Source organism: Sphingopyxis chilensis, from assembly GCF_035930445.1.
Classification (GTDB): Bacteria; Pseudomonadota; Alphaproteobacteria; order Sphingomonadales; family Sphingomonadaceae; genus Sphingopyxis; species Sphingopyxis chilensis.
On sequence record NZ_CP142394.1, the window covers coordinates 500,945 to 525,921 of the forward strand.

General features: G+C 64.4%; 20 protein-coding genes and 1 tRNA gene. 8 read left to right on the forward strand and 13 right to left on the reverse strand.

Annotated elements, in window-relative coordinates:
• Positions 1 to 17: 17 nt before the first annotated feature.
• Together VSX79_RS02270 and VSX79_RS02275 are read right to left on the reverse strand one after the other, a co-directional pair.
• Positions 18 to 1,730: a serine hydrolase domain-containing protein gene (locus VSX79_RS02270; RefSeq protein WP_326914305.1), complete on the reverse strand. Its 1,713-nt coding sequence runs from the start codon at positions 1,728 to 1,730 to the stop codon at positions 18 to 20.
• Positions 1,731 to 1,831: 101 nt separating this feature from the next.
• Complete coding sequence (locus VSX79_RS02275; protein WP_326914306.1) at positions 1,832 to 3,400, reverse strand: sulfatase-like hydrolase/transferase; 1,569 nt, start codon at positions 3,398 to 3,400, stop codon at positions 1,832 to 1,834.
• A gap of 396 nt (positions 3,401 to 3,796) precedes the next feature.
• Between VSX79_RS02275 and VSX79_RS02280 the strand changes: the two genes are divergently transcribed.
• Entirely contained in the window at positions 3,797 to 4,948 is a 1,152-nt protein-coding gene (locus VSX79_RS02280) for an acyl-CoA dehydrogenase family protein (RefSeq protein ID WP_326914307.1), read from the forward strand.
• 4 nt (positions 4,949 to 4,952) lie between these two features.
• Complete coding sequence (locus VSX79_RS02285) at positions 4,953 to 5,918, forward strand: acyl-CoA dehydrogenase family protein (RefSeq protein ID WP_326914308.1); 966 nt, start codon at positions 4,953 to 4,955, stop codon at positions 5,916 to 5,918.
• Positions 5,919 to 6,213: 295 nt separating this feature from the next.
• Here the strand turns inward: VSX79_RS02285 and VSX79_RS02290 are convergent, their stop codons facing one another.
• The 5 genes from VSX79_RS02290 to moaA all read right to left on the reverse strand — a co-directional run bounded on the left by VSX79_RS02290 (position 6,214) and on the right by moaA (position 10,149).
• The gene (locus VSX79_RS02290) at positions 6,214 to 7,077 is read right to left on the reverse strand and encodes an aldo/keto reductase (RefSeq protein WP_326914309.1); all 864 of its coding nucleotides are present in this window, start codon (positions 7,075 to 7,077) and stop codon (positions 6,214 to 6,216) included.
• Between the two features lie 59 nt (positions 7,078 to 7,136).
• Positions 7,137 to 7,478: a flavodoxin gene (locus VSX79_RS02295; RefSeq protein ID WP_326914310.1), complete on the reverse strand. Its 342-nt coding sequence runs from the start codon at positions 7,476 to 7,478 to the stop codon at positions 7,137 to 7,139.
• Between the two features lie 697 nt (positions 7,479 to 8,175).
• A tRNA-Asn gene (locus VSX79_RS02300) sits at positions 8,176 to 8,250 on the reverse strand.
• An 82-nt stretch (positions 8,251 to 8,332) separates the two neighbouring features.
• A complete protein-coding gene (locus VSX79_RS02305) occupies positions 8,333 to 9,103 on the reverse strand; it encodes an NAD kinase (protein ID WP_179499627.1) in 771 nt (256 codons plus the stop codon).
• A 23-nt stretch (positions 9,104 to 9,126) separates the two neighbouring features.
• Positions 9,127 to 10,149 (reverse strand): GTP 3',8-cyclase MoaA, encoded by a 1,023-nt coding sequence (gene moaA, locus VSX79_RS02310; protein ID WP_326914311.1) that lies wholly within the window; start codon positions 10,147 to 10,149, stop codon positions 9,127 to 9,129.
• A gap of 53 nt (positions 10,150 to 10,202) precedes the next feature.
• Here moaA and VSX79_RS02315 point away from each other — a divergent pair, with 53 nt between their 5' ends.
• Complete coding sequence (locus VSX79_RS02315) at positions 10,203 to 11,402, forward strand: GGDEF domain-containing phosphodiesterase (protein WP_179499599.1); 1,200 nt, start codon at positions 10,203 to 10,205, stop codon at positions 11,400 to 11,402.
• A 111-nt stretch (positions 11,403 to 11,513) separates the two neighbouring features.
• On the opposite strand, the gene mfd is transcribed toward VSX79_RS02315, so the two are convergent.
• Positions 11,514 to 15,008, reverse strand: a complete 3,495-nt coding sequence (mfd, locus tag VSX79_RS02320) for a transcription-repair coupling factor (protein WP_326914312.1) — start codon at positions 15,006 to 15,008, stop codon at positions 11,514 to 11,516.
• The gene (locus tag VSX79_RS02325; RefSeq protein ID WP_179499597.1) at positions 15,005 to 15,265 is read right to left on the reverse strand and encodes a succinate dehydrogenase assembly factor 2; all 261 of its coding nucleotides are present in this window, start codon (positions 15,263 to 15,265) and stop codon (positions 15,005 to 15,007) included. Before VSX79_RS02325 ends, mfd begins: the two co-directional genes overlap by 4 nt.
• Positions 15,266 to 15,424: 159 nt before the next feature.
• Here VSX79_RS02325 and recG point away from each other — a divergent pair, with 159 nt between their 5' ends.
• Entirely contained in the window at positions 15,425 to 17,491 is a 2,067-nt protein-coding gene (recG, locus tag VSX79_RS02330; protein ID WP_326914313.1) for an ATP-dependent DNA helicase RecG, read from the forward strand.
• A 56-nt stretch (positions 17,492 to 17,547) separates the two neighbouring features.
• Here the strand turns inward: recG and VSX79_RS02335 are convergent, their stop codons facing one another.
• Positions 17,548 to 17,889 (reverse strand): PilZ domain-containing protein, encoded by a 342-nt coding sequence (locus VSX79_RS02335; protein WP_179499595.1) that lies wholly within the window; start codon positions 17,887 to 17,889, stop codon positions 17,548 to 17,550.
• Between the two features lie 74 nt (positions 17,890 to 17,963).
• Positions 17,964 to 19,190, reverse strand: coding sequence for a tyrosine--tRNA ligase (gene tyrS, locus VSX79_RS02340; protein WP_326914314.1), 1,227 nt, complete (start codon positions 19,188 to 19,190; stop codon positions 17,964 to 17,966).
• Positions 19,191 to 19,231: 41 nt separating this feature from the next.
• Between tyrS and VSX79_RS02345 the strand changes: the two genes are divergently transcribed.
• From VSX79_RS02345 to VSX79_RS02360, 4 genes are read left to right on the forward strand one after another with little or no spacing between them, the layout of a single operon-like run.
• Entirely contained in the window at positions 19,232 to 19,780 is a 549-nt protein-coding gene (locus VSX79_RS02345) for a DOMON-like domain-containing protein (RefSeq protein WP_326915211.1), read from the forward strand.
• Positions 19,777 to 20,982, forward strand: coding sequence for an exo-beta-N-acetylmuramidase NamZ family protein (locus VSX79_RS02350; RefSeq protein WP_326914315.1), 1,206 nt, complete (start codon positions 19,777 to 19,779; stop codon positions 20,980 to 20,982). Before VSX79_RS02345 ends, VSX79_RS02350 begins: the two co-directional genes overlap by 4 nt.
• A gap of 11 nt (positions 20,983 to 20,993) precedes the next feature.
• On the forward strand, positions 20,994 to 21,998 hold the full coding sequence (locus VSX79_RS02355) for a hypothetical protein (protein WP_179499592.1): 1,005 nt from the start codon (positions 20,994 to 20,996) through the stop codon (positions 21,996 to 21,998).
• Between the two features lie 16 nt (positions 21,999 to 22,014).
• A complete protein-coding gene (locus tag VSX79_RS02360) occupies positions 22,015 to 23,259 on the forward strand; it encodes a M24 family metallopeptidase (RefSeq protein WP_326915212.1) in 1,245 nt (414 codons plus the stop codon).
• Here VSX79_RS02360 and VSX79_RS02365 read toward each other — a convergent pair.
• A complete protein-coding gene (locus VSX79_RS02365) occupies positions 23,256 to 24,104 on the reverse strand; it encodes a DUF817 domain-containing protein (RefSeq protein WP_326914316.1) in 849 nt (282 codons plus the stop codon). The genes VSX79_RS02360 and VSX79_RS02365 overlap by 4 nt on opposite strands.
• On the reverse strand, positions 24,097 to 24,903 hold the full coding sequence (locus VSX79_RS02370) for a lipid II flippase Amj family protein (protein ID WP_179499590.1): 807 nt from the start codon (positions 24,901 to 24,903) through the stop codon (positions 24,097 to 24,099). The genes VSX79_RS02365 and VSX79_RS02370 overlap by 8 nt, the downstream gene beginning before the upstream one ends.
• Positions 24,904 to 24,977: the final 74 nt, after the last annotated feature.

The following is a 24,977-nucleotide window of genomic DNA, read 5'->3' on the forward strand; positions in this document are numbered from 1 at the left end:
CGTCGGCCAACCGCGCGTCACCGTTCGATCGAGGTAATCGTCGCTCTCGTGAAACGGAGATCGCGCACTCGCTGGTTTGGCTGCGTCAGCACGAAGTTGGTGACCTTGTCGCCGGTTCGCCCGAACCGAATGGAATAATCCTCCTGACGCCAAAGGAAGATGTCGCGCGCCTCGGCACGCAGTTCGGCCTCGCCGCGCGGGTAGCGTAGCCAGAGCTTTCCGTCGCGCTGGCTGACGCGATAGAGCACGCCGAGTTCCGGCGACCAGTAATCGCCGGCAAGCGCGCTGGCATCGGACAGATCCGTCGGCGGCGGCGCAACCACTTCCGGCACCCGGCGCGCGACAAATTCATCGCCGTCGTCATTGTGGATGATGACCCGCTGCGAGGGGCCTCCTCCGGGCGGCGGTAAAAAACGCGCGCGAAAATCGCTTTGCGGGGAAAAGAAATCCGTCGGCGAGAATGCCGTCAGTTGGGCTGCTGGACCGACGAAATCCTCGCGGCGGAATATATATCGCCGGCCTGGCGCGCGAAGGGTTGTGCCGGTGGCGACCGCATAGGTCCCTGTATAGCGATCGATCAGGTGCAGGGGTGGGGCGATCGCTTCCGGCTTCGGGGGCGAAGAAGGAAATTCGCCTTTGAGATAAATGTCCGCCACTTTGAACGCCAGCGACGGCGGATCGCCGTCGTCTGCGTTGGCCAGAATGATGATGGTCAGATTCTGGGTCGGGAAACGAAGGATTTCGGTCTTGTAGCCCCAGTTGTGTCCGCTGTGCTCTATGAACGGAAGGCCGCGATAATGCTCGCGGTGGAGACCGGAGGCGTAAGTAATCGGCGTGCCGTCGCCGAGCGTGCCGGTCCTCAGCATGGCCGCGATCAAGGCGGGGTCGCCAACCGCTTCCGGGTCATCGAAATTGGCCAGCCATATGGCCAGATCGCCGACCGTCGAGCTGATGCCCGATGCGCCAAGAAGGGCGTCCGGCGTCTGGCGCGGTGTGTACCGGTCTTTTTCTCTGCCATACCCCGAGGCGCGGCGAGGAATGATCTGGATGGGGTCCTGCGAAGCTCTGGTCGCGGTCATGCCGAGCGGCTGAAAGATTCGCCGTTCCCAAAACTGCGCGAGCGACATGCCGGAGGCACGCTCGATGACCAGCCCAAGCAGCAAATAGTTGGAATTGTTATAGCGGTACTCCGTGCCCGGCCGGAAATTCAGATCCTGCTGGCGCCACAGGAGATCGAGCGCCTGCTGCCGGGATACGGCGTCCTCCGGACCATATCCCTGCAAATCCAGAAGGCTCGTCGCATCGCGGAGGCCGCTGCTATGGTGGATCAGCATCTCCAGCGTGATGGTTTCGCCAAAGTCGGGCAATTCGGGGACATGCTTTCGTACGTCATCGACGAGCGAGAGTTTGCCGTCGCCCGCCAGCAGGTGAATCGCGAACGCGGTAAACTGCTTGGAATTGGAAGCCAGCGGGTAAACGATGTCGGGACCATTTGGGACCGACAATTCGACGTTGGCCATGCCGAAGCCTCGAGCATAGACCGTCTTTCCGTCCCTCAGGATCGCCACGGTCATCCCTGGTGTATCGGTGTGATCCCAAGGCTCAAAGAGCTTGTCGACGAGTTCCGGTCGCGGCTCTGCTCGCGCCGCGCCAATCATGCCAGCCGCACAAGCTATCGCAATCAGCATGGCCGAGGCGATTCGCAGAACAATGGATGGCGCGCCGATCAACTGGGGCTTCTATCAAAGGACAGGGCTATCCCAGCTGTGTTATCACTGCACTACACTAATGGCAATGTGATAGTGTTTGAAGCAAATGCCACCCGTTCTCGTCAGCGGTTTGAAGGCGGTATTTCCCACTTCCGCAAAGGGGGGAGTTTGGTCGCATTCAATCTATCGCGAGAAATTTGGCGCAGGGCGGTGAAACGCGCAATCTCGGCTTGAAGGCGGCGCACTGCGTCCGGATGATCGGCTGCGATGTCCCGTCGCTCGGACGGATCCGCGACGATGTCATAAAGGTGGTTCCCGACCAGCTTCCACCGGCCCGAGAGGACCGCGGGAGCCCGTCCCGCGAGCGCGACCGGCGCGCGCGAAAAACGCTCGCCATAAGCGGGGGCCTCCCGATAATCCTCGCCGAGAAACAGGGTTCGATTCGATACGACCTTCCCGCTCGACAAATTCTTGCTGATATCTGCGCCATCGACTTTTCGGGCCGGCTTGGTTCCGGCGAGCGCAGCGAACGTAGGCATGATGTCGACGTAGGACAGCGATCCCACCGACGCACGCGGACGAGGCCGCAGGTGCGCTGGCCAGGCGATAGCCGCCGCCACGCGAACGCCGCCGTCATAGTGCTGGGTCTTATAGCCGCGCAACACGCCGTTATCGGCCGCGGGATCGCGCGCACCGTCGCGACCGGGCCCGCCGTTGTCGCTGGTGAACAGGATGACGGTGTTGTCGAGCTGGCCGGTTCGGCGCAATTCGTCCAGAATCGTCCCGATCCCTCGATCCATTGCCCGGATCATGGCGATTGCGGTCTGTCGACGCGTATTGCCCCGGCCGGCCAAACCAAAGCCGGCCCCTTCCGCGCCATCCTCGCGCTCGCCAAATCTGGGTTTCGTGGGATCGAAACCCACCGCGGCGAGGTCTTCGGGTTTTGCCTGTAGTGGTCCATGCGGCGCATTATATGCCAGCCATATCATCCAGGGTTTTCCATCCCCGTGCGCGCCGCGGATGACGCGAACCGCTTCCTCGCTGAGCAAGTCGGTCGAATACCCCTTGTCCGATGAGGGCGCGCGGTCGCGATGCCAGTCAATCTCCCCCTCTCGCTTGTGAGTAAAATAATCGATCGCGCCGTTGTAATGGCCGTAAAAGCTGGTGAAGCCGAAGTTCATCGGATGATATTGCGGCTTGCGGTGGCCAAGATGCCATTTGCCGATAAAGGCGCGGCGACCGTAACCCGCGCGGGCCAGCATCGCAGCGATCGTTTCCTCTTGCGGATCAAGGCCGAAATCGCTTCCCGGCGTTATCGTGTCGCCCATGATGCCAAAGCGATGGGGATAGCGTCCGGTCAGCAAGCCCGCCCGGGATGGCGAGCACAAGGCCGACACGTAGAAGTGATCGAGCACCATGCCCGATTGCGCGATGGCGTCGATATTGGGCGTGCGGAACTGCGCCCCGTTAAATCCGACATCGGCAAAACCCAAATCGTCGGCGACGATCACCAGGAAGTTCGGCCGCGCGTTTTGCCGTGCTTCGGTGGACTGGCCCACTTGCTTTGCGCTTTTGAGGCTGGTGTCCATCGCGCCACTCTGAGCCGCGGTACATGCAGCCATGGACAATCCCGCTGCCAAGGCCGTCACGCCGCGAACAAGCTTGAAGATAATTGCGGGACCCATGGTCATGCCTCCCTCTCCATTCGATATTTGGAGTTCGCTGTAATCGAAGACAAACCCTAATAAATCATATTTATAACTTAATATAAAAATGTCAACGCCTTGGCCGAAACTGCTCCAGCGCGGACGGCGACGGGGACAGGATCGCGGACGACCATCGCGATGGCTCGGCTAATCCATACCCCGCACGACATTCCTCATGGCAGCAACGGCATCGTTGAAATTGAACGATGCATGTCGTTGCAAGAAGCCGTTCGCCTGTGCATTCCGATCACCGAATTATCTGCCGAATAGGATTGAGGCGGAACGGAAGGTCTGCTTTTTTGCGTGCGCATTCCCGATTCCGGACCGTCAGCTATCGGGCAAACGGCGCAGCGACGCCGCCATGGAGAAGGGAGAAGGGGCGTGTTCGACACATTGACCCTCGCGGCGTTGCCCGCCGAAGGCGAAGCGATCCGGCCGGCGATCAGGGCGATCGCCGAGCAGGCGATAGCGAATGCAAGTGCAGACGTCCGCGCACGGTCCTGGTCGGGGTTCGACCGCGACTTCTCGCGGTTGCTCGGCAGATCGGGTTTTCTCGGGCTGACCTTGCCCAAATGCTATGGCGGCGCCGAATTGGGGCCGTTTGCGCGTTTCGTCGTCGTCGAGGAATTGCTGTCGGCGGGGGCGCCGGTCGCGGCGCACTGGATCGCCGACCGGCAGAGCGCGCCGCTGATCCTCAATTACGGCAGCGAGGCGCAGCGCGAATATTATATCCCGCGCATCTGTCGCGGCGAGCTGGTCTTCTGCATCGGGATGAGCGAGCCCGGCTCGGGTTCGGACCTTGCGAGCGTGCGCACCCGCGCCGAACGGACTGCCGCCGGCTGGCGGGTTAACGGACAGAAAATCTGGACCACCAACGCGGCGCACGGCGACTATATGATCGCGCTGCTGCGCACTTCGGGCAGCGCCGGCGACCGGCACGCCGGCCTCTCGCAGCTGATCATCGACCTCAAGGCTCCGGGGGTCACCGTGCGCCCGATCACCGACCTGACCGGCGATGCCCATTTCGCCGAGGTCTTTTTCGAAGATGTCGAGCTGCCCGCCGATGCGCTGATCGGGGAGGAAGGGGAGGGGTGGAAACAGGTGACCGCCGAACTCGCCTTCGAACGCAGCGGCCCCGAGCGCATCTATTCGAGCGTCGTGCTGCTCGACGCTTGGATCGCGCATTTGCGCGACGCCCGCCGCGACGATCCGGCAACTTGCGCGCTGGTCGGCGATTTCACCGCGCGCCTCGGAACGCTGCGCGCGATGTCGATCGCTTGCACCGCGCGGCTCGCGCTCGGCGAAAGCCCGGTGGTCGAGGCATCGCTGGTCAAGGATCTGGGGACGCGTTTCGAACAGGAACTGCCGACCCGCATCGGCGACGATCTGGCGTCGCATCCAGACGAGGGGGTCGACGCCGAACTCTACCGGACCTTGCTTTATGTGACGCATATCGCGCCGAGCTTTTCGCTGCGCGGCGGTACACGGGAAATTTTGCGCGGGATCATCGCGCGCGGCATGGGATTGCGGTGACAGGATGAGCGAATTTCTCGAACCTTTCGAACGGATGCTCGAAAATGTGTCGACCCCGGCGGCAGTGCGCGCCATCGAGCGTGGCGGGTCCCCCGATGCGATGTGGCAGGCCTTTGCCGAATCGGGCTTTCTCGATGCGCTGGTGCCCGAGGAACGCGGCGGCGCCGGTCTGGCCCTTGCCGACGTTCAGCCGCTGTGGATGGCTCTCGGTCGCCATGCGGTGCCGTTGCCGGTCGGCGAGACGATGATCGCGCGCGCGCTGCTTGATGGCGCGCCCGATGGTCCGGTCGCGCTCGCAGTCGCGGCGCCGGGGCAGAGCGTCGTCGTTCCCTTCGGGCTGGTCGCAGCATATATGCTGATCGAGTCCGATTGCGCGCTTCACATGGTCGAGGCGTCGGGCGCGCTCACGGGCGTCGTCGCAAGCCTTGCCGCGCGGATGACGTGCAACGATCTCCCATCGCCACACTCCACCGCACCGACGAGCGGCCTCCGCCCCATCGCGGCGATCCTGCGCGCGGCGCTGATTGCGGGCGCGTCCGGGCGCGTGACCGAAATGACCGCCGCCTATGCCAATGAACGGGTCCAGTTCGGCAAGCCGATCGGGCGCCAGCAGGCGTTACAGCAACAGATGGCGATCATGGCCGAAGAAATGGTCGCGGCGCGCATCGCCTCGCAGCTCGGCTGCGCGGGTGGCTTTCCCCCGTCGCTGGTCGCCGCCGCGACCGCGAAAGCGATCGCGAGCCGCGCCGCGGCGCGCGTCGCGGCGACGGCGCACGCGGTCCACGGCGCGATCGGGATCAGCGAGGAGCATGACCTCCAGCTCTTCACCCGCCGCCTCCACGAATGGCGCCTCGCCGACGGATCGGAAAGCTATTGGAACGGCCTGCTTGGACGCGAACGGCTGGTGAGCGATGCGCGTTCCGTCGATTTCGTGCGTGCCCATCTTCAACCGGAAGCGGCGACCGGCTGATGCGCTAGGCGAGCCGGCCGCCGAAGCGTTGCAGGCCCCGACCCGCAGCCACTCGCCGGCGGCCGGACAGCGGTTCGCGGTGAGAGGCTAAAGAAATGCGCAGCCTCGGATATCGGAATGGTGGGTTTTCAAGGTCATCATAAGCATCCTTCAGGCAAGCGCCAGATTGATGCGCCTGATTCACCTCACTTGCTCGCGGGGCATATTCCGATGGCTGCATCGCGCCCAACCCAAGTCGTACCCGGACCGTCGACGACTTCTCGAAACCTGCTGATCGCGCGTTTCGCAGCAAATCTCACGTTTCCAGCCGACGTGTTCCCAGCCATTTCACCATGGCGGGGTCGCGGTGGTCGAAGAAGCTGCTCGCCCCTTGGTCGAGTGTCGCGATCGCGGCCACATCTTCCGCGCTCAGTTCGAAATCTAACACTGCGAAATTCTCGGCCATACGGTCCTTGCGGACCGACTTGGGGATCGCCACTACGCCTCGCTGGATGAGCCAGCGCAGGACCACCTGCGCGATCGACTTGCCGTGCCGCTCGCCGATCGAGCGGAGCAGGTCATTCTCGAACAAGCCATTCTTCCCTTCGGCGAACGGACCCCACGCCTCGGTCTGGATGCCATGCTCACGAAGCAGCGCCTCGGCTTCCGCCTGCTGATGGAACGGATGGATTTCGATCTGGTTGACCGCCGGGACTATCTCGTTGTGGAGCACGAAATCGACGACCCGGTCGGGGTAGAAGTTGCTGATCCCGATCGCCCGGTTCTTGCCCGCGCGGTGCAACTCCTCCATCGCGCGCCACGCGCCGTAAACATCGCCATAGGGCTGATGGATGAGGTAGAGGTCGAGATAGTCGAGCTGAAGTTTGTTGAGCGATCGTTCGAACGCCGCCTTGGCGCCGTCGTAGCTTGCATCTTCGACCCAGAGCTTCGTGGTGACGAAGATGTCCGCCCGGTCGATCCCGCTGCCCCGGATCGCGGCGCCGACCGGCGCTTCATTGCCATAGGATGCCGCGGTGTCGAGCAGGCGGTAGCCGACGTCGAGCGCATCGCGGACGCTGCGCTCGCACTCCGCCGGATCGGGCACCTGGAATACGCCAAAGCCGAGGAGGGGCATGTCGACGCCATTGTTGAGCGTGACCGTTGGGGTGGTGCTTGTCATGATCTTTCAGTCCCTTGTTAGTAGCCGGATGAAGTCGGTTGGCCGGTTGATCGCGCGGGCTAGACGGTCTCGATGGTGTCCAGCCAGCCCTTGACCTCGGTCATCGTGCGGCGCTCTTGATCGGCTTCCATGACGAACGGGTCTTCGATGCGCGCGCCAACGGCATGGCTTCGAAGCACGGCGGCACTGCTGCCCGGCCCGAAGCCGCCATGGGTGATGAACGGGCGGAGCGTTTTTCCCGTCAGGTCGTGCGCCTTCAGGAAGGAGCGGATCACAGGCGGTGCGGTCTCGCCCCAGATCGGAAAGCCCAGATAGATTTCGTCATAAGCGGCGATATTCGCCACCCGCTCGGCGAGCGGCGGTTCGAAGCCGCTGTCGCGTTCGCGCGTTGCCTGTGCCACATTCGCTTCATAATCGGCGGGGGTTGGGCGGAGCGATCCCGTCCTCGACGATATTCAGCAGCAGGCCGATCACAGCGTCGATCAATATATGTTCCGGGGGTCTGCCCGTGTTCAGGAGCTTATGGTCGAGCTATGGGGACCCGTTCTCGATCGAGCGAGAGCCCAAGGAAAGATACGCGATGGAATCGACAATGATCGCGCCGTCGAGTGGATCCGCAACGTACATGCGATGCTGACAATGCGGGTCGATTACTCTGAAACCAAGCAAACGGAGATGCTCCGCGACTTTCTGGTCCCTGCCATCACAAGGTAGCTTGGGTGCGAGATTATCCCGCTTGGATGCAATGTCCGGTTTGGATTGGCTCCGCTCAAGAGGCGACAGGCCGCTAACGGTCAGAAACAAATCCTCGTGCATGGGCTTTGCTGGTCAGAAGACTACGCCAATGTAACCGGGAACGGCGCAGGGCTACGCTGCTGTACCCATAAGTGCGCTTGGAAACGCTGCAGCTTGCACTTCTGCGCCAGCCTACGCGAAGCCGTTTTTCCCGTTGCAGTGCCGGGTCGACCTACGATATTTTGCTCTGCGATAAGCGTGAAAACTCTCTTCGTCGCTACCCCCAAGTAGGGGCGCCAAGGCTGGCGAATGTCGCGCAAAGCCAGGGTGCTTTGGCGTGGGCTTCGTGCGTCTGGAAAAGAATGGCTCCCCGGGTAGGATTCGAACCTACGACCGATCGATTAACAGTCGATTGCTCTACCGCTGAGCTACCGAGGAACACGCCGCCGATGCGGGCAAGGCGGCTCCTTTGCCGCCAACCGATATAATTATCAAGAGGGTTTTGGCGGCTTTGTGATTCTCAGACGATAAATTGTTCCATTGCGATGCGTTCGTCGAGGCCCTGGTCGGGGTCGAACAGCAGAGTCAGCGGCCGGCTGCGGTCCGTGGTCACCAATACCGTCTTCACATCGCGGATCTCGCGCTGGTCGGCGACCGCGCTGACCGGGCGTTTCGCGGCTTCGCGGACGTTGAACCGGATGCTCGTCGATTCGGGGACGAGCGCACCACGCCAGCGCCGCGGGCGAAAGGGGCTGATCGGCGTCAGCGCGAGCATTGCGGAATCGAGCGGCAGGATCGGGCCATTGGCGCTGAGGTTATAGGCGGTCGATCCCGCGGGGGTCGACACGAGCACGCCGTCGCAGGCGAGTTCCTCCAGCATCGTCTTTTCGTTGATCAACACCTCGAGCTTCGCCGCCTGGCGCGTTTCGCGGAGCAGCGAGATTTCGTTGATCGCGGGCAATATGTGACGCTCGCCGCTGACCGTCGTGATGTCGCCCGACAGCGGGTGGATCAGATAGGGGCGGGCAGCGGCTATGCGGTCGAGTAGCCCCTCGATACGAAACTCGTTCATCAGGAAGCCGATCGTGCCGCGATTCATGCCGAACACGGGCAGGCTGCGGCGCTGGTCGAGCAGTTGGTGCAACATGTGCAGCAGAAAGCCGTCGCCGCCGAGCGCGATCAGCAGGTCGGCCTCGGCGAGGTCGACGAAATCATAGAGCGGGCGCAGTTCGGCTTCCGCTTCCATGGCTGCGGGCGCGTTCGATGCGACAAGCGCGATCTTGCGAAACATCATGTCCCCTCGCGGACGGCCTGTCAGCCGCCCGTTGCACTCATATGACGCGCGACCGCCGGTCCCGACTTTCGTTCGATATGAAAGTCATGCGCGCGGGGTTTGCCAGCCAATGCGTGATCAATCAAGCCGTCGACATCGCCGCCATCGCGAAGCGCGGCGCGCAGGTCGACATGATCGTCCTGGCCAAGGCACATATAGATGCGGCCTTCGACGGTCAGGCGGATACGATTGCATGTTGCGCAGAAATTGTCGCTGAGCGGTGTGATCAGGCCGAGCGTCACCGGGCTTCCCTCGATGGCGAAATAGCGCGCCGGACCGCCCGTGCGCTGGTCGACCGGATAGATTGCGTGCGCGTCGCGCAGCGGCGCCACGAAATGGTGGAGCGGGATGTAATGATCGCTGCGATCCTCCGCGACCTCGCCCAGCGGCATGGTTTCGATGAGCGTGAGGTCGCAGCCGGCCCTGGCGCAATAGTCGAGCATCGGGAGCAACTGGTCCTCGTTGAGACCGGCGAGCGCGACCATGTTGATCTTGATCGCGAGGCCCGCAGCGCGCGCGGCGTCGATCCCGCTCAGCGCGACATCGAGGTCGCCGACGCGCGTGATGTGCCGAAACGCCTTGGGGTCGAGCGTGTCGAGGCTGACGTTGATACGGCGCACGCCGGCCTGCGCCAGCATCGGCGCATGTTCGGCGAGCCGCATCGCGTTGGTGGTCAGCGTCAGTTCGTCCAGCCCATGGCCGATCAGCGCGCCGAGGCGCATCGCCAGCGTGTCGATCCCGCGCCGCACGAGCGGCTCGCCGCCGGTCAGACGGATGCGGCGAATACCGCGCGCGACGAAACGCTCGGCAAGTTCGGCCATTTCTTCGATGCTAAGCACCGCCGATTTGGGCAGGAAGGTCATGTCTTCGGCCATGCAATACCGGCAGCGCAGGTCGCAGCGATCGGTGACCGACAGACGCAAGTAACTGATCCGCCGGCCAAGTCCGTCGATCAGGGGCGCCGGCGACGCGGCGCGATAAGATAATGGGACAGTCACGGACATATTGTGGTGCAAAAGGCACGATCTTGGCAAGGAAAGCCTGCTAGGGAAGCGCGATGAATCATCTGCCCGACTCCCTTTCCGCCTGTGCCCGCAAACTCGAAGCCCTGCACGCGCGGTACGACGCCGATGCAGGCGTCATTCTGGTTCAGGTTGACCAGATGGCGCGCATCAACAACAGCGCCGGGACCGCGACGGGCGACTCGGTGCTCGACGAAATCGGGCGGCGGCTCGAAAATTTCGCCAGCGATGAATTCGGCCAGGGATCGTGCGTCGATCGGCTCGACGGACCGCGCTTCCTGATCGTCCCCGCGACGCCGATGTCGCTCGGCGCGCTCCGCGCCCAGGAACGCGCGCTGCACGTCGCGCTCGCCGAGCCGATTGTCGGCGACCCGAACGGCCGCCTGTCGATCCGCATCGCCGCCGCGCTGATCACGCGCGACGAATCGGTTGCCGAACAGCTGCGCGCCGCCGGTGACCAGCTTGCGCGGCCGGCGTCGGCGCGCGACGGGGTGATGGTCCGCGCCGCGCTGTCGCGGAACGAGGTCGTGATCCACTACCAACCGCAATATGACGTCGCGACCGGCGAAATGACCGGGGTCGAAGCCCTGCTGCGCTGGCAGCATCCCGAACTCGGCTTGCTGGGCGCGGGGCCGCTCGTGACTGCGGCGCGCGCCGCCCGGCTCGAATGCGAGCTGACCGAACATGCGCACCGCGTCGCGCTCGCGGAAATGGCGACCTGGCCCAAGGCGCTCGCCGGGCTTCGCGTCTCGCTCAACATCACCGCCGCCGATCTCGGTGATCCCGAATTCGCCGGACGCTTCGCCGCGATGGCCAAGACGGCGAAGGTCGATCCCGACCGGCTGACGCTCGAACTCACCGAACAGGCGATGTTGAGCGATCCGGCGAGCGCGGCTGAACAGCTCGCGCAAATCCGCGCGCACGGCGTGGCGATCGCAATCGACGATTTCGGAACCGGCTATTCCAGCCTGTCGCTGCTCGCGCGGCTGCCGATCGACTATCTCAAGATCGACAGCGGCTTCACCCGGACGATCGACGGCAGCGACCGCGACCGCATCGTGGTGCGCGCGATCGTTGACCTGGCGCGCGCGCTTGGGCTGCTGGTGGTCGCCGAGGGAATCGAGAATGAACGGCAACTCGAACGCCTGTCCGAACTCGGCGTCGCGACCTGGCAGGGATTCCTGAAATCGGGGCCGGTGCCGTCGAGTCAATTGCTGGATTTATTGAATACCTAAATTCCGTTCGCCCTGAGCTTGTCGAAGGGCCGCTCTTTCTTTTGCCGTCGGAGGAAGAATGGACGGTGCTTCGACTAGCTCAGCTCGAGCGGAAGACAAGGCGTCAGGGCTCTATGACGCCTGCCGCGCCAGCTTGCCCAAACCTTTCGATAATTGCAGCGCGCCATTGAGCCGCGCCCCGGTGCTGACCCAGTCGCCGCTGACCGACAATTTGTTGTCGGGCCGGATACGCGCACGGCCTTTCAGTCGCTCGACATAGGCGATGAGACCGGGGACGTTCGCGAACTGGTCGCCGTGGAAGCTGACCAGCGCGCCCTTGGTGCCGACGTCGAGCTTGGCGATGCCCGCGAGTTTCGCGTTGGCCTTGATTTCCATCAGCTGGAGGAGGTTCGCGGTCTCGGGCGGCAGCGGGCCGAAGCGGTCGATCATCTCGGCGGCGAAGGCATCCAGCGCGGCGCGATCCTCGGCCTCGTTGAGGCGGCGATAGAGCGCCATGCGCAGCGGCAGGTCGGGGACGTAATCGTCGGGAATCAGGATCGGCGCGTCGACGGTAATCACGGGCGACAGCGCTTCGCGCGGCGGCGCGGCGCCCATGCCTTCGGCCTTTGCCACCAAAATCGCCTCTTCGAGCATCGACTGATAGAGTTCGAAGCCGACTTCGCGGATATGCCCCGATTGCTCGTCGCCGACGAGATTGCCCGCGCCGCGAATGTCGAGATCGTGGCTCGCGAGCTGGAAACCCGCGCCCAATGTGTCGAGATCGCCGAGCAGCTTGAGCCGTTTTTCGGCGGTGTCGGTGATCGCGCCGCCTTCAAGCGTCGTCAGATAGGCATAGGCGCGCGTCTTCGACCGCCCGACACGGCCGCGCAGCTGATAAAGCTGTGCAAGGCCGAAACGGTCGGCGCGGTGGACGATCAGCGTGTTGGCGCTCGGAATGTCCAGCCCGGACTCGACGATCGTCGTCGATACGAGCACGTCATATTTGCGATCGTAGAAGGCGCTCATCCGCTCCTCGACATCGCCCGGCGCCATCTGGCCGTGCGCGACGACATATTTGATCTCGGGCACGCGCGTGCGCAGGAATTCCTCGATGTCGGGCAGATCCTTGATGCGCGGGGTAACGAAGAAGCTTTGCCCGCCGCGATCATGCTCGCGAAGCAACGCCTCGCGGATCACGACCGGATCCCACGGCGCGACATAGGTGCGAACCGCGAGGCGATCGACCGGCGGGGTCTGGATGACGCTAAGCTCGCGGAGGCCCGACATCGCCATCTGAAGCGTGCGCGGGATCGGGGTCGCGGTGAGGGTCAGGACGTGGACGTCGGCCTTGAGCTGCTTCAGCCGCTCCTTGTGGACGACCCCGAACCGCTGCTCCTCGTCGACGATGACGAGGCCGAGATTCTTGAATTCGACCGACTTGGCGATCACGGCATGGGTGCCGACGACGATGTCGATCTGGCCGCTCGCGAGGCCGTCGCGCGTCTTCTGCGCTTCGCTCGCGGGGACAAGGCGCGACAGGCGGCCGATATTGACCGGGAAGCCTTTGAAGCGTTCGACGAAATTCGTGTAATGCTGACGCGCGAGCAGCGTGGTCGGGACGACGACCGCGACCTGAACGCCCGCCATCGCCGCGACGAAGGCGGCGCGCAGCGCGACCTCGGTCTTCCCGAAACCCACGTCGCCGCAGACGAGCCGGTCCATCGGGCGCCCCGACGCCATATCGGCGAGCACGTCGCCGATCGCGCGGTCCTGGTCGTCGGTTTCCTGATAGGGAAAACGGTCGGCGAAGGCGGGGTAGGCGGCATCCTGCGCGAGCAGTTCGCCCGACCGGAGCGCGCGCTGCGCTGCGGTCGCGAGCAGTTCGCCCGCGATCTCGCGGATACGCTCCTTCATCCGCGCCTTGCGGCGTTGCCATGCTTCGCCGCCCAATTTGTCCAGCGCGACGCCGTCGCTTTCGCCGCCGTAGCGCGAGAGGACATCGAGATTTTCGACGGGGACGTAGAGCTTGTCGCCGCCCGAATAGGTCAGCGCGACGCAATCATGGGGGCTGCTCCCGACCGGAATCTGGGTCAGCCCCTCGTAGCGTCCGATGCCGTGGTCGAGATGGACGACGAGGTCGCCGACGCTGAGCGTCGCGAGCTCGGCGAGGAAGGCATCGGCGCTCTTGCGGCGCTTCTGGCGGCGGACGAGGCGCTCGCCGAGAATATCCTGTTCGGTGAGCAGGCTGATCGCGTCGGAGGCGAAGCCGTGGTCGAGCGGCAGGACGATCATGGCGGTCGCGCCGCCGTTTTCCGACGAGGCGGTGCCGAGTGCATCCTGCCAGCTGTCGACCGGCGCAAGCGACGTCACCCCATGGTCGCGTAGCAATCCCGACAGGCGCTCGCGCGCCCCGCCCGAATAGCTCGCGATGATCGTGCGCCGGCCCTTGCGGCGCTCGTCCGACAGATGGTCGGCGACCTTGTCGTAAACGTTGAGGTCGGCGGTGCGTTCGGGGGTGAAGTCGCGCGCCGCAAAAGTTTCGAGGTCGACCACTGTCGCGGCGGGTGGGACGTCGAAGGGCGTGACGATATGGATCGGGCGGTCTTTCGCCGCCGCGGCCCATTCGCCTTCGCTCAGATAGAGCGCCTCGGGCGCGAGCGGGCGGTAGCTGCCCGGCGACTCGCGTTCGGCGGCAACGCGGTTGGCGTGATAGTCGGCGATCGCGGCAAAGCGCGTCTCGGCGGTCGCCTCGGTGCGGTGGCCGCGCAGCACCGGCGTCGCGGGGTCGATATGGTCGAAGAGGGTCGCCAGCCGTTCCTCGAACAGCGGCAGCCAGTGATCCATGCCTGCCTGCCGGCGCCCGTCGCTGACCGCCTGATAGAGCGGATCGCCGGTCGATTGCCCGCCGAACAGATCGCGATAGGCCGAGCGGAAACGCTTGATCGTTGCTTCGTCGAGCAGGGTTTCGGAGGCCGGGAGCAGTTGCAGCGCCTTGGCGGGGCCAAGGCTCCGCTGGTCGGCGGGGTCGAAGCGGCGGATGCTCTCGATCTCGTCGCCGAAGAAATCGACGCGCAGGCCGGTTTCCTCGCCCGCGGGAAACAGATCGAGGATGCCGCCGCGCACCGCGAACTCGCCCTGATCGGCGACGGTATCGACGCGGCTGAAGCCGTTCGAGACGAGCAGTTCGGCGAGCGCATCGCGATCGATCCGCTGCCCCGCCGCGAGCGTCGTCGCGAGCTGGCGGATGCGAAAGGGCGTGAGCGTGCGCTGCGTGATCGCGGCGACCGTCGTAAGGATCAGTTCGCCGCGTTTCGCCGGCTGTTGCAGCGCCGACAAGGTTGCGAGCCGATCGGCGCTGGCGCGCATCGACGGACCCGCGCGGTCGTAGGGCAGGCAGTCCCATGCGGGGAAGCGGTGCACGATCAGGTCGGGCGCAAAGAAGGGCGCCGCGTCGGCGACCGCCTGCATCGCCGCGTCGTCGGTCGCGACATACACGAGCCTCCTGTCGCTGGCGCGCGCGAGGTCGGCGAGCAGCAGCGGCAGGAAGCCGTCGGCGGCGCGCGCGAGCGTCAGCGGCGTCGCTGCCGACGCGATGGCGGCGAATATGTCGGCGGCGCTCCGGGTCATGGCAGCGGTATATAGTCCAGCCGGCGCATCGCGGCGATCATGTCGGGGCGGTCGAGATGCGCGGGCGGTTCGCCGGTGCCGAGCGCCCATGCCATGATATCGACGTCGTCCTCTTCGACGACGATTTCGAACCAGGCGATCTCTTCTTCGCTCCACCCCGCCGAATAGCGGTCGAAAAAGCCGCCGATCATATAGTCGGCCTCGCGCGTGCCGCGGTGCCAGGCGCGGAATTTCAGGCGTTTGAGGCGGTCGGTCATGGCGGGCCTTTTAGAGCGGTTGGGCAATGTATCAACGGACATTCCCCAACCCGTTCGCATCGAGCGAAGTCGAGATGCCCATCGGCTCGGCGGCTTGCCTTCCGGGTGTCTCGACTTCGCTCGACACGAGCCGAAAGACGAGGCTAGACACGCCTAGCGATGCGACCCGAAATCCTCAATCCACTCTTTGCCGCGCTGACCGACCTCAAAGGCGTCGGGCCGCAGCTTGCCAAGCCGCTGACGCGGCTGGGGCTGGAGCGCGTCGTCGATGTGCTGTTCCATCTGCCAACGGGGCTGATCTCGCGCTTTCCGGTCGATCGGCTCGATCAGGCGCTTCCCGGGCAGACGATCATCGTCGAACTGACGGCGCAGGATTATCGCCCGGGCCGGAGTCCGCGCGCGCCGTTCGGGGTCGATGCGTTCGACAGCGCGGGCGACCATGTGCGGCTGGTCTATTTCGGGCGGACCTCCGGCCTTGCACGCAAGCTCTTCCCCTTGGGCGAAAAGCGCCGCGTGTCGGGGCGGCTCGATCTCTATGGCGAGATGCGCCAGATCGTGCATCCCGATCAGGTCGTCGAACCGGGCGACGAAGCGGGGATCGCCGAGCATGAACCCGTCTATCCGCTGACCGAGGGGCTCACCAACGCGCGGCTGTCGCAACTCGCACAGGTCGCGCTCGAACGGCGCCCCGAGCTTGCCGAGTGGATCGATGGGCCCTTGCTGACCAGCCGCAATTGGCCGGCTTGGAACGCCGCGATGGCGCGCGCGCATGCCAGCCCGCGCGACGAGGTGGCGCGCGACCGGCTCGCCTATGATGAGATTTTCGCGAGCCAGGTCGCGCTGATGCTGATCCGGCAGGGCCTCAGGACGCGCAAGGGCAGGGCGATCGTCGGCGACGGCCGGTTGACCGATGCCCTCCAGCTACCGTTCGGCCTCACCGGCGCGCAGGAGCGCGTCGGGCGCGAGATTGCGGGCGACATGGCGCAGGACATGCCAATGCTGCGCATGCTGCAGGGCGACGTTGGGTCGGGCAAGACGCTGGTGGCGCTGCGCGCGATGCTGGCGGCGGTGGAGGCGGGGACGCAGGCTGCGCTGCTTGCGCCGACCGAGATTCTCGCGCGCCAGCATTTTGCGACGCTGCAACGGATGCTCGGCGGTTTGCCCGTGAACCTCGCAATCCTGACCGGGCGTGACAAGGGCAAGGCCCGCGAATCGACGCTGATGGGGCTCGCCGATGGCAGCATCGACATCCTCGTCGGCACCCACGCGATCTTCCAGCAGGCGGTGACCTACAAGGACCTGGCGCTTGTCGTCGTCGACGAGCAGCACCGCTTCGGCGTCGCGCAGCGGCTGATGCTCACCCAAAAGGCCGTGCGGCCGCCGCACCTGCTCGTGATGACCGCAACCCCGATCCCGCGCACGCTGCAACTCGCCAATCATGGCGAGATGGACGTGTCGCAGATCGACGAAATGCCGCCGGGGCGCACCCCGGTCGATACGCGCGTCATCTCGCTCGACCGGCTGGACGATGTCATCGACAGCCTCGACCGCCATCTCGCGACCGGGGCGCAAGCCTATTGGGTCTGCCCGCTGGTGGCCGAGAGCGAAGGGAGCGAACTCGCCGCGGCGGAAGACCGGGCCGTGCTGCTTCGCGAACGGCTGGGCGGCGCGCGCATCGGGCTGGTCCACGGCCGGATGAAGGGGCCAGAGAAAGATGAGGTGATGGCCCGCTTCCAGGCCGGAGAGATCGGCGTGCTCGTCGCGACGACGGTGATCGAGGTCGGGGTCGATGTACCCGCCGCCAGCCTGATGATCGTCGAACATGCGGAGAATTTCGGGCTCGCGCAGCTCCACCAGCTCCGCGGCCGCGTCGGACGCGGCGCGGCGAAATCGGTGTGCCTGCTGCTGCGCTCGCAGAACCTTTCCGAAACGGCGCGCGAGCGGCTGGCGCTGATGCGCGAAACGAACGACGGTTTCGTGATTGCCGAGAAGGATCTGGAACTGCGCGGCGGCGGCGAATTGCTCGGACTCAAGCAGTCGGGAGATGCCGATTACAGGCTCGCGACACCCGAACAGCTGGTGCGCCTGCTGCCGGTTGCGCACGACGACGCACGGCTGTTCGTCGAGCGCGACGGCGGCATGGAAGGGGTGCGGGCCGAGGCGGTGCGCCTCTGCCTCTATCTGTTCGAGCGCGATGCGGCGGTGCCGCTTTTGCGGAGCGGATGATCTTCTCGCCTCCCGCAAGCGGGAGGGGGAACCAGCTTGGGCTTCAAACTTTGGATTTAGTTGACGTCCCCACGCGCCCCCATCGCGCGGATCATCGGCAGATAATCTTCGACCGAGATCGACTTTTCGAACTGCACACCGGTCTTGCCGCCGAGCGACCAGACCACCTTCGCCGCGGTGCGGCCGATGATCGGCATGCGGAAAACGACGAGGTCGCCGGGCTCAAGCCCGCGCTCGAAGCGCATCAGCAGGCCGTCGGCGCTGATGTTGACGCAGGTGCACATTTCCTGCCGTCCGTCGGGCATGACAAAGGGCAGGCGGCAATAGACGTCGCTACGCGGAGCGATCCGCTGGTCGAGGCCGACATAGTGGGCCTTGCTGGTGTCGATCTTGCGCATATCCGTGGACCTTGTTGATTTGGCCATGACGATCCATTCGATTGCTGAAGAAGTGGTAAACGCTTTTGTGCGCGTTACCGCACCACAAGGCCATGTTTTTTTGATCCGAGGCTCAGCGGAACAGCATTCTCGCCGGGCTGGATCAACTGGTGCGGGTCGCGGACGACGTTACCATCGACTTTCACCGCGCCCTCGTCGAGCTTGCGGCGGGCCTCCTTGTTCGAGGCGGCGAAGCCGAGTTCGCGCAAGGCGTCGACGACGCTGATCCCTTCGGCGGGGGCGATCGCCTGCGGCAGGTCGCCACCGATCTGTCCCTTTTCAAAGGTTTGCGTCGCGGTCTCGGCGGCGGCCAGCGCGGCGTCGGCGCCGCGGCACATCGCGGTCGCTTCGTTCGCGAGGATTTTCTTCGCCTCGTTGATCTCCGCGCCCTCGAGCGCGTCGAGCCGCGCGATCTCGCCCAGCGGCAGGTCGGTGAACAGCTTCAGGAACTTGCCGACGTCGCGGTCGTCGCAGTTGCGCCAATATTGCCAATAGTCAAAATGGGACAGTTGTTCGGGATTAAGCCAGACCGCACCGGCGGCGGTTTTGCCCATTTTGACCCCCGCCGCGGTCGTCAGCAACGGCGTCGTGAGACCATAGAGATCGGCGCCATCCATGCGGCGGCCCAGCTCCATCCCGTTGACGATATTGCCCCACTGGTCCGATCCGCCCATCTGCAAACGGACATTCATGTCCTTCGACAGGTGGCGGAAGTCGTAGCCTTGGAGGATCATGTAGTTGAATTCGAGGAAGGTCATCGGCTGCTCGCGTTCGAGCCGCAGCTTGACCGAATCAAAGGTCATCATGCGGTTGATCGTGAAGTGCGTGCCGACTTCTTGCAGCAGTTCGATATAGCCGAGCCGGCCGAGCCAGTCCTGATTGTCGACCATCACCGCATCGGTCGGGCCGTCGCCGAAGATCAGGAACTGCTGGAAGATGCTGAAGATCGACGCGATATTCGCGGCGATCGTCGCGTCCGACAGCATCCGTCGGCTTTCGTCGCGCCCGGTCGGGTCGCCGATCCGCGTCGTCCCGCCGCCCATCAGCACGACCGGCTTGTGCCCCGTCTGTTGCAGGCGGCGCAGCATCATGATCTGGACGAGGCTGCCGACGTGCAAGCTGGGCGCGGTCGCGTCGAATCCGATATATCCGGGGACGACCTGTTTCGCCGCGAGCGCATCGAGCCCTTCCGCGTCGGTCATCTGGTGGATATAGCCTCGCTCGTCGAGAAGGCGCAGCAGGTCGGATTTATAGTTCGTCATAGCGGGCGGGCGCTTAGCATGGGGTTTGATATTTGGATAGCATGCGCAAGGAACTGATCTGCCACCCCCACACGCCGGGCAAGGCGGTCCGATCGGTCGCGGTCGACGTCAGCCTGTCGTTCGAGGATGGTTTCGCGCTCCGCTATATCGTGGGGGGCGCGATCGCCGGCCTTGTGCTGCCCCATGGCGAGGGCGAACTGGTCATCGCCGACAGCGCGACCCGCGGATTGTGGGAAAGCACCTGTTTCGAGGCGTTCCTGACCGAAGAGGGGCAGCCCGACTATACCGAATTCAACTATGGCCCCGACGGACGTTGGGCCTGTTACCAGTTCGACGATTATCGCTCGCTACTGCGCACCGACGAGCTCGCGCCGTGGGAAATGGTCGCCGAGCGTGGCGAGCAAAGCTATGCGTTGCGCGTCGAGCCCGGCATCTTCCCCGACGTCGGCGCAAAGCTCGCGCTGTCCGCGGTGATCGAGGAACTCGACGGCACCAAAAGCTATTGGGCGCTCGCGCATCCGCCGGGCAAGCCCGACTTTCATCATCCCGATTGCTTTGCGCTGACGCTTGAGGCACGCGGGCGGGCATGACGACCCTTTTCGGCATCGACCGCCTGCTCGCCGACCCGGCGCTTCGCAAACCGCTCGAAGGCAAGCGCGTCGCGCTGCTTGCGCATCCTGCCTCGGTCACTGCCGACCTGACGCACAGCGTCGATGCGCTCGTCGCGGCGGGGCTCGATATCACCGCGGTGTTCGGACCGCAGCACGGCGTTCGCGGTGATCTTCAGGACAATATGATGGAGTCGCCCGACTTCACCGATCCGGTCTATGGCATGCCGGTGTTCAGCCTCTATGGCGAGGTGCGCCGGCCGAGTGGCCAGTCGATGCACACCTTCGACGTGATGCTGGTCGACCTGCAGGATCTGGGCTGCCGCATCTACACCTATGTGACGACCTTGCTCTACATCCTCGAAGCCGCGGCGCAGCACGGCAAGGCGGTGTGGGTGCTCGACCGGCCCAATCCGGCGGGGCGCCCGGTCGAGGGCACGCGGCTTCTGCCCGGCTGGGAAAGCTTTGTCGGCGCAGGGCCGATGGTGATGCGACATGGCCTCACGATGGGCGAGATCGGACACTGGTTCATCCGCCACTTCGGCCTCGACGTCGATTATCGCGTGATCGCGATGGAGGGATGGGATCCGAAAGGCCCCGGCTTCGGCTGGCCGATTGATCGCGTGTGGGTCAACCCCAGCCCGAACGCCGCGAACGTCAACATGGCGCGCGCCTATGCCGGCACGGTGATGGTCGAGGGCGCGACCTTGAGCGAGGGCAGGGGCACGACCCGTCCGCTCGAGCTGTTCGGCGCGCCCGATATCGATGCGAAGGTGGTGATTGCCGAAATGCAGCGCCTCGCGCCGCAATGGCTCGGCGGATGCAAGCTGCGCGACATCTGGTTCCAGCCAACCTTTCACAAGCATGTCGGCCAGCTCAATAGCGGCGTGCATATCCATGCCGACGGGCCGTGGTACGATGACGATGCGTTCCAGCCGTGGCGCGTGCAGGCGCTGGGATTCAAGGCGATCCGCAGCCTCTATCCGGACTATCCGATCTGGCGTGGCAAGGATTTCAAATATGAATATACCGACGATGTGCTCGCGATCGACGTGATCAACGGCGGACCGGGCCTGCGCGAGTGGGTCGACGATGCGGGTGCAGATGCGGGCGATCTCGACGCGCTGGCGCTGCCCGACGAGGCGGCGTGGCGCGAAGAGATCGCGGATTTGCTGATTTATTGAGGGGCGAACAAATGCTGACGATCTGGCGGCGAAGCTTGGCGGCTGCGATCAGCATTGCCCTTGCATTCCCGATCGCAAGCTGCGCGGCCGAGCCGTCAGCCGCATCCTTCGTCGAGCGTGAGATCATTACGCTGCCGTTCCCCGGCGGGACCGATATCGAGCGTCTGAAGCAATCCCATCGTGATGTCGTCGGCCTGCTGCGGAAACGGGCAGCAGAAGAAGCGCGCGACTCAAAATATCAGCCTCATGTCGGCGTTTATACCGTTTTTCCTGCCAACCCTGCGCGCCCGCGGACCATCATTGGCGCGGTGACACCCCGCAAGGGTGTGTTCTACGCCGTGCCTTATGGCCATTATGTATCGCTGGACGATTACAATAATGGCCGGATAGAGCCGAAGGACAAGATCGATGTGTGCCGAATGGAAATGCGATGGGACCGGCTTCCGGGCGGGCCGATCGCGCCGGGGTTCGTCTGGGCGCGCATGTATATGCCGGACCTCGATTGCAAGTTGCCGCCGGCCGACCAGTTGGCCCTGCTGGATGAGTGGAAAAACCGCAAGGCAAGGCCGGACTATATCGTCGAAGACAAGGTTTCGGCAGGCGATGTCAGCGTTACGCTGATCCGGGAAGTTCGGCCGAAAGGCTCGGCATATCGGCCCTACGATGCCGTTGCGGCGTCGGCGAAGATGATGGAAGCCGGGGATGTTGTGACGTGGGCGATACCGTTGATCGAGGATAACGAGACCGCATCGGTCGTTGCGACGCGGCGCGGACGATTGTTTGCCTATTTTTCCGACGGAATTTACGCGCGGGACTTCCAGGACCTGATGTGCGTTGCCGATGGACTGTCATGGGCCGATATCGTGGCAGAGCCGGGCCTGCTCGGGACGGAGACCGCCCGGCGGTTCTGCCAAGACCTGATGAGGCAATATAGTGATCGCCGCAGCGAAGAGATGCAGCGCATCAATGAAAAATTGCCGCCGCCCTTAAGTATACCCATGACGCCCCGAAACTGACGGAGAGAAAGCAATGATGCAGCGACGGCAATTTCTGGGCACCGCGGCGATCGGCGGACTGGCGGCGACTTTGCCCGCGCCGGCGTTCGCCGCCGATACGGCCGGCCTTCCCAATCTCGCCGCCAAGGCAGTGCCGATCGGCAAGGCCGAGCGTGTGGCGCGGATCGCCAAGGCGAAGGAGTTGATGCGCGCGAACGACATCGGCGCGCTGTTGATCGAGCCGGGGTCGAGCCTCATCTATTTCACCGGGGTCGAATGGTGGCGCAGCGAGCGGCTGACCGCCGCGGTGCTGACGCGCGAGGGCGAGGTCGCGATCGTCACGCCCTTTTTCGAAGAACCGTCGGTGCGTGAGAGCCTGGGCATCGAGGCCGAGGTGCTGACATGGAACGAGGATGAGAACCCGCTCGCGGCGATCTCGGCGTGGCTCGGCAAACGCGGGCTGGCCAAGGGCAAGATCGGGGTCGAAGAAACGGTGCGCTATTTCGCGGTCGATGGACTGGAAAAGGCGATGCCCGATGCGACCGTCGTCAACGGCGCGCCGGTGGTGCGCGGATGCCGGATGCACAAGTCGCCCGCCGAAATCGCGCTGATGCAGGTCGCCGCCGACATCACGCTCGCCGCCTATCGCCACACCGCGCCGCGCATCGAGGCGGGGATGACCCCCGCCGACATCGGCGCGATCATGAAGAGCGCGACCGAAGCACTCGGGGGCAAGAGCGAGTTCGAACTGATCCTGCTCGGCGAAGCGAGTGCCTATCCGCACGGGTCGGGCAAGCCGCAGGCGGTGAAGCAGGGCGAAGTCGTGCTGATGGATTGCGGCGCGACCGTGCACGGCTACCAGTCCGACATCTCGCGCAGCTTCGTCTATGGCAAGGCGGGCGCGCGCCAGCGGCAGGTCTGGGACCAGATGCGCAAGGGGCAGGACGTCGCCTTCGCCGCCGCGAAGCTTGGCACCCCCGCGGGGACGGTCGATGACGCGGTGCGCGCCTATTATGAAAGCCTCGGCTGGGGACCGGGTTATAAGCTTCCCGGCACCTCTCACCGCACCGGCCACGGCATCGGGCTCGACGGGCACGAGCCGGTCAACCTGGTGCGCGGCGAGACGACGAAGCTCGCGCCCGGCATGTGTTTCTCGAACGAGCCGGGCATCTATATTCCCGGCGAGTTCGGCATCCGGCTGGAGGATTGTTTCTACATGACCGACAGCGGCCCAAAGTGGTTCAGCGAACCGCCGCCGTCGATCGACAACCCGTTCGGCTAATCCGGCATCCGCGGCCGCTGGACCAGACTGACCAGCACGAATGAGATGATCATCAGCAAATACCAGCTGCCGAGCTTTTCGAGCCCGACCATGTGCCAGCCGTCGTTCTGGCTCGGATAGGTCCAGGCGCGCGCGAAGGTGCCGATATTTTCGGCGAACCAGATGAACAGCGCGACGAGGCCCCAGCCCACGAGCAAGGGCATCCGGCGGTGGACATGGAGTGGACGGAACCACACCTGACAGCGCCAAAAGAGCAGCGCGGTCGCGGCGAACAGGAACCAACGGATGTCGTACAGCCAATGGTGGGCGAAGAAATTGACGTAGATCGCGGCGGCGAGGGCGTAGCTTGCCCAGACGGGCGGATAGCCGGTGTAGCGAAAATCGAAGATACGCCACACGCGGGCGATATAGCTGCCCACCGCCGCATACATGAAGCCCGAAAAGAGCGGCACCGCGCCAATGTGGAGCAGGCTCGCTTCGGGATATTGCCACGATCCCGCGGCGGTCTTGAACAATTCCATCACCGTGCCGACGATGTGGAAGATCAGGATGACGAGCGCCTCCTTCGGTGTCTCGAGCCGGAAGGCGAGCATGGCGAGCTGGATCAGCACCGCGCCGATGGTGATTGCGTCGTAGCGGTGGATGGCCGCGTCGTCGGGCCAGAAGAGATGCGTGCCGAGCAGCAGCGCGAGCATCAGGCCGCCGAACAGGCATGCCCAGCCCTGCTTGAAGCCGAAAACGAGAAATTCGAGGAACCAGCCGCGCGGTCCCGGCTCGACCGCCATCGCCTCCAGCCGCGAGCGGACAGCATGGAAGCGGCTGTGACCGCGTTCCGGTTCAGACATGGACGGCGACCCAGGCGATCAGCAACGCGGCAGGGAGTAGCAAAGCCTGCGCGAGAATCGTGCCAGCGAGGCGGCTTAGCGAAATGAAGGTGATCGCGCGCCGGAAATCGGCCTCGTCGACCTTCCCCTCGACCGCATCGTCGGTCATCACCGAGAGCTGCGGATCGATGAAGGCAAACAGGAGTATCGTCGCGAAACCGTTGATCAGCGCCGACAATTGTGAGGCTGTGACCCGGAATTCCGGGGCAAGGTAGCCGGCGTAGAGCGAGGCGACGACGCCGACGGCGAGCAGCGACTGCGCGAGGCAATTGGCGATGAGCACGCCCCAGCCGATCCCCTTCGGCATTTGCCAGCTCTTCAGATGCGAAAGACGGGGGAAAGTCAGCGATCGGCCCAGAGTGCGAACCCCGGCTGGACTCACCGCCTTCAGCGCCAGTTTCGTCGTCGAACGGTTGTCCTGATACCAGCCGATCGCGGCGGCGAACATGCGCTGCCCCGTCGGCACGAGCAATATGCCGACCAGCGTCGCGACGCTCGCCGCGGCGAGAACGAACTGCATATCGATGAATAGCGCGGTGCCGCTGCCGTCGTGGATACGCGTCTCGATGCGCTTGGCGAGGAAAGGGCCGAGAAAGCTGTTGGAAGTGCGCGAGAAGAGCACGAGGATGTTGAACAGCGCGAACGACATCGCGATCCGCCGCGTTCGCACCCCGGCGATGCGCGCGGCATAGGCGAGCGCGCCGATCAGGTTGATGAAGCCGGTGAGCAGCAGGATGGTGAGGAGGGGGAGGTCGATCATTGCGGGGTCTAATTTCTCGTCATTGCGAGCGAAGCGAAGCAATCCAGGGCGGTTTACGCGAACTCTGGATTGCC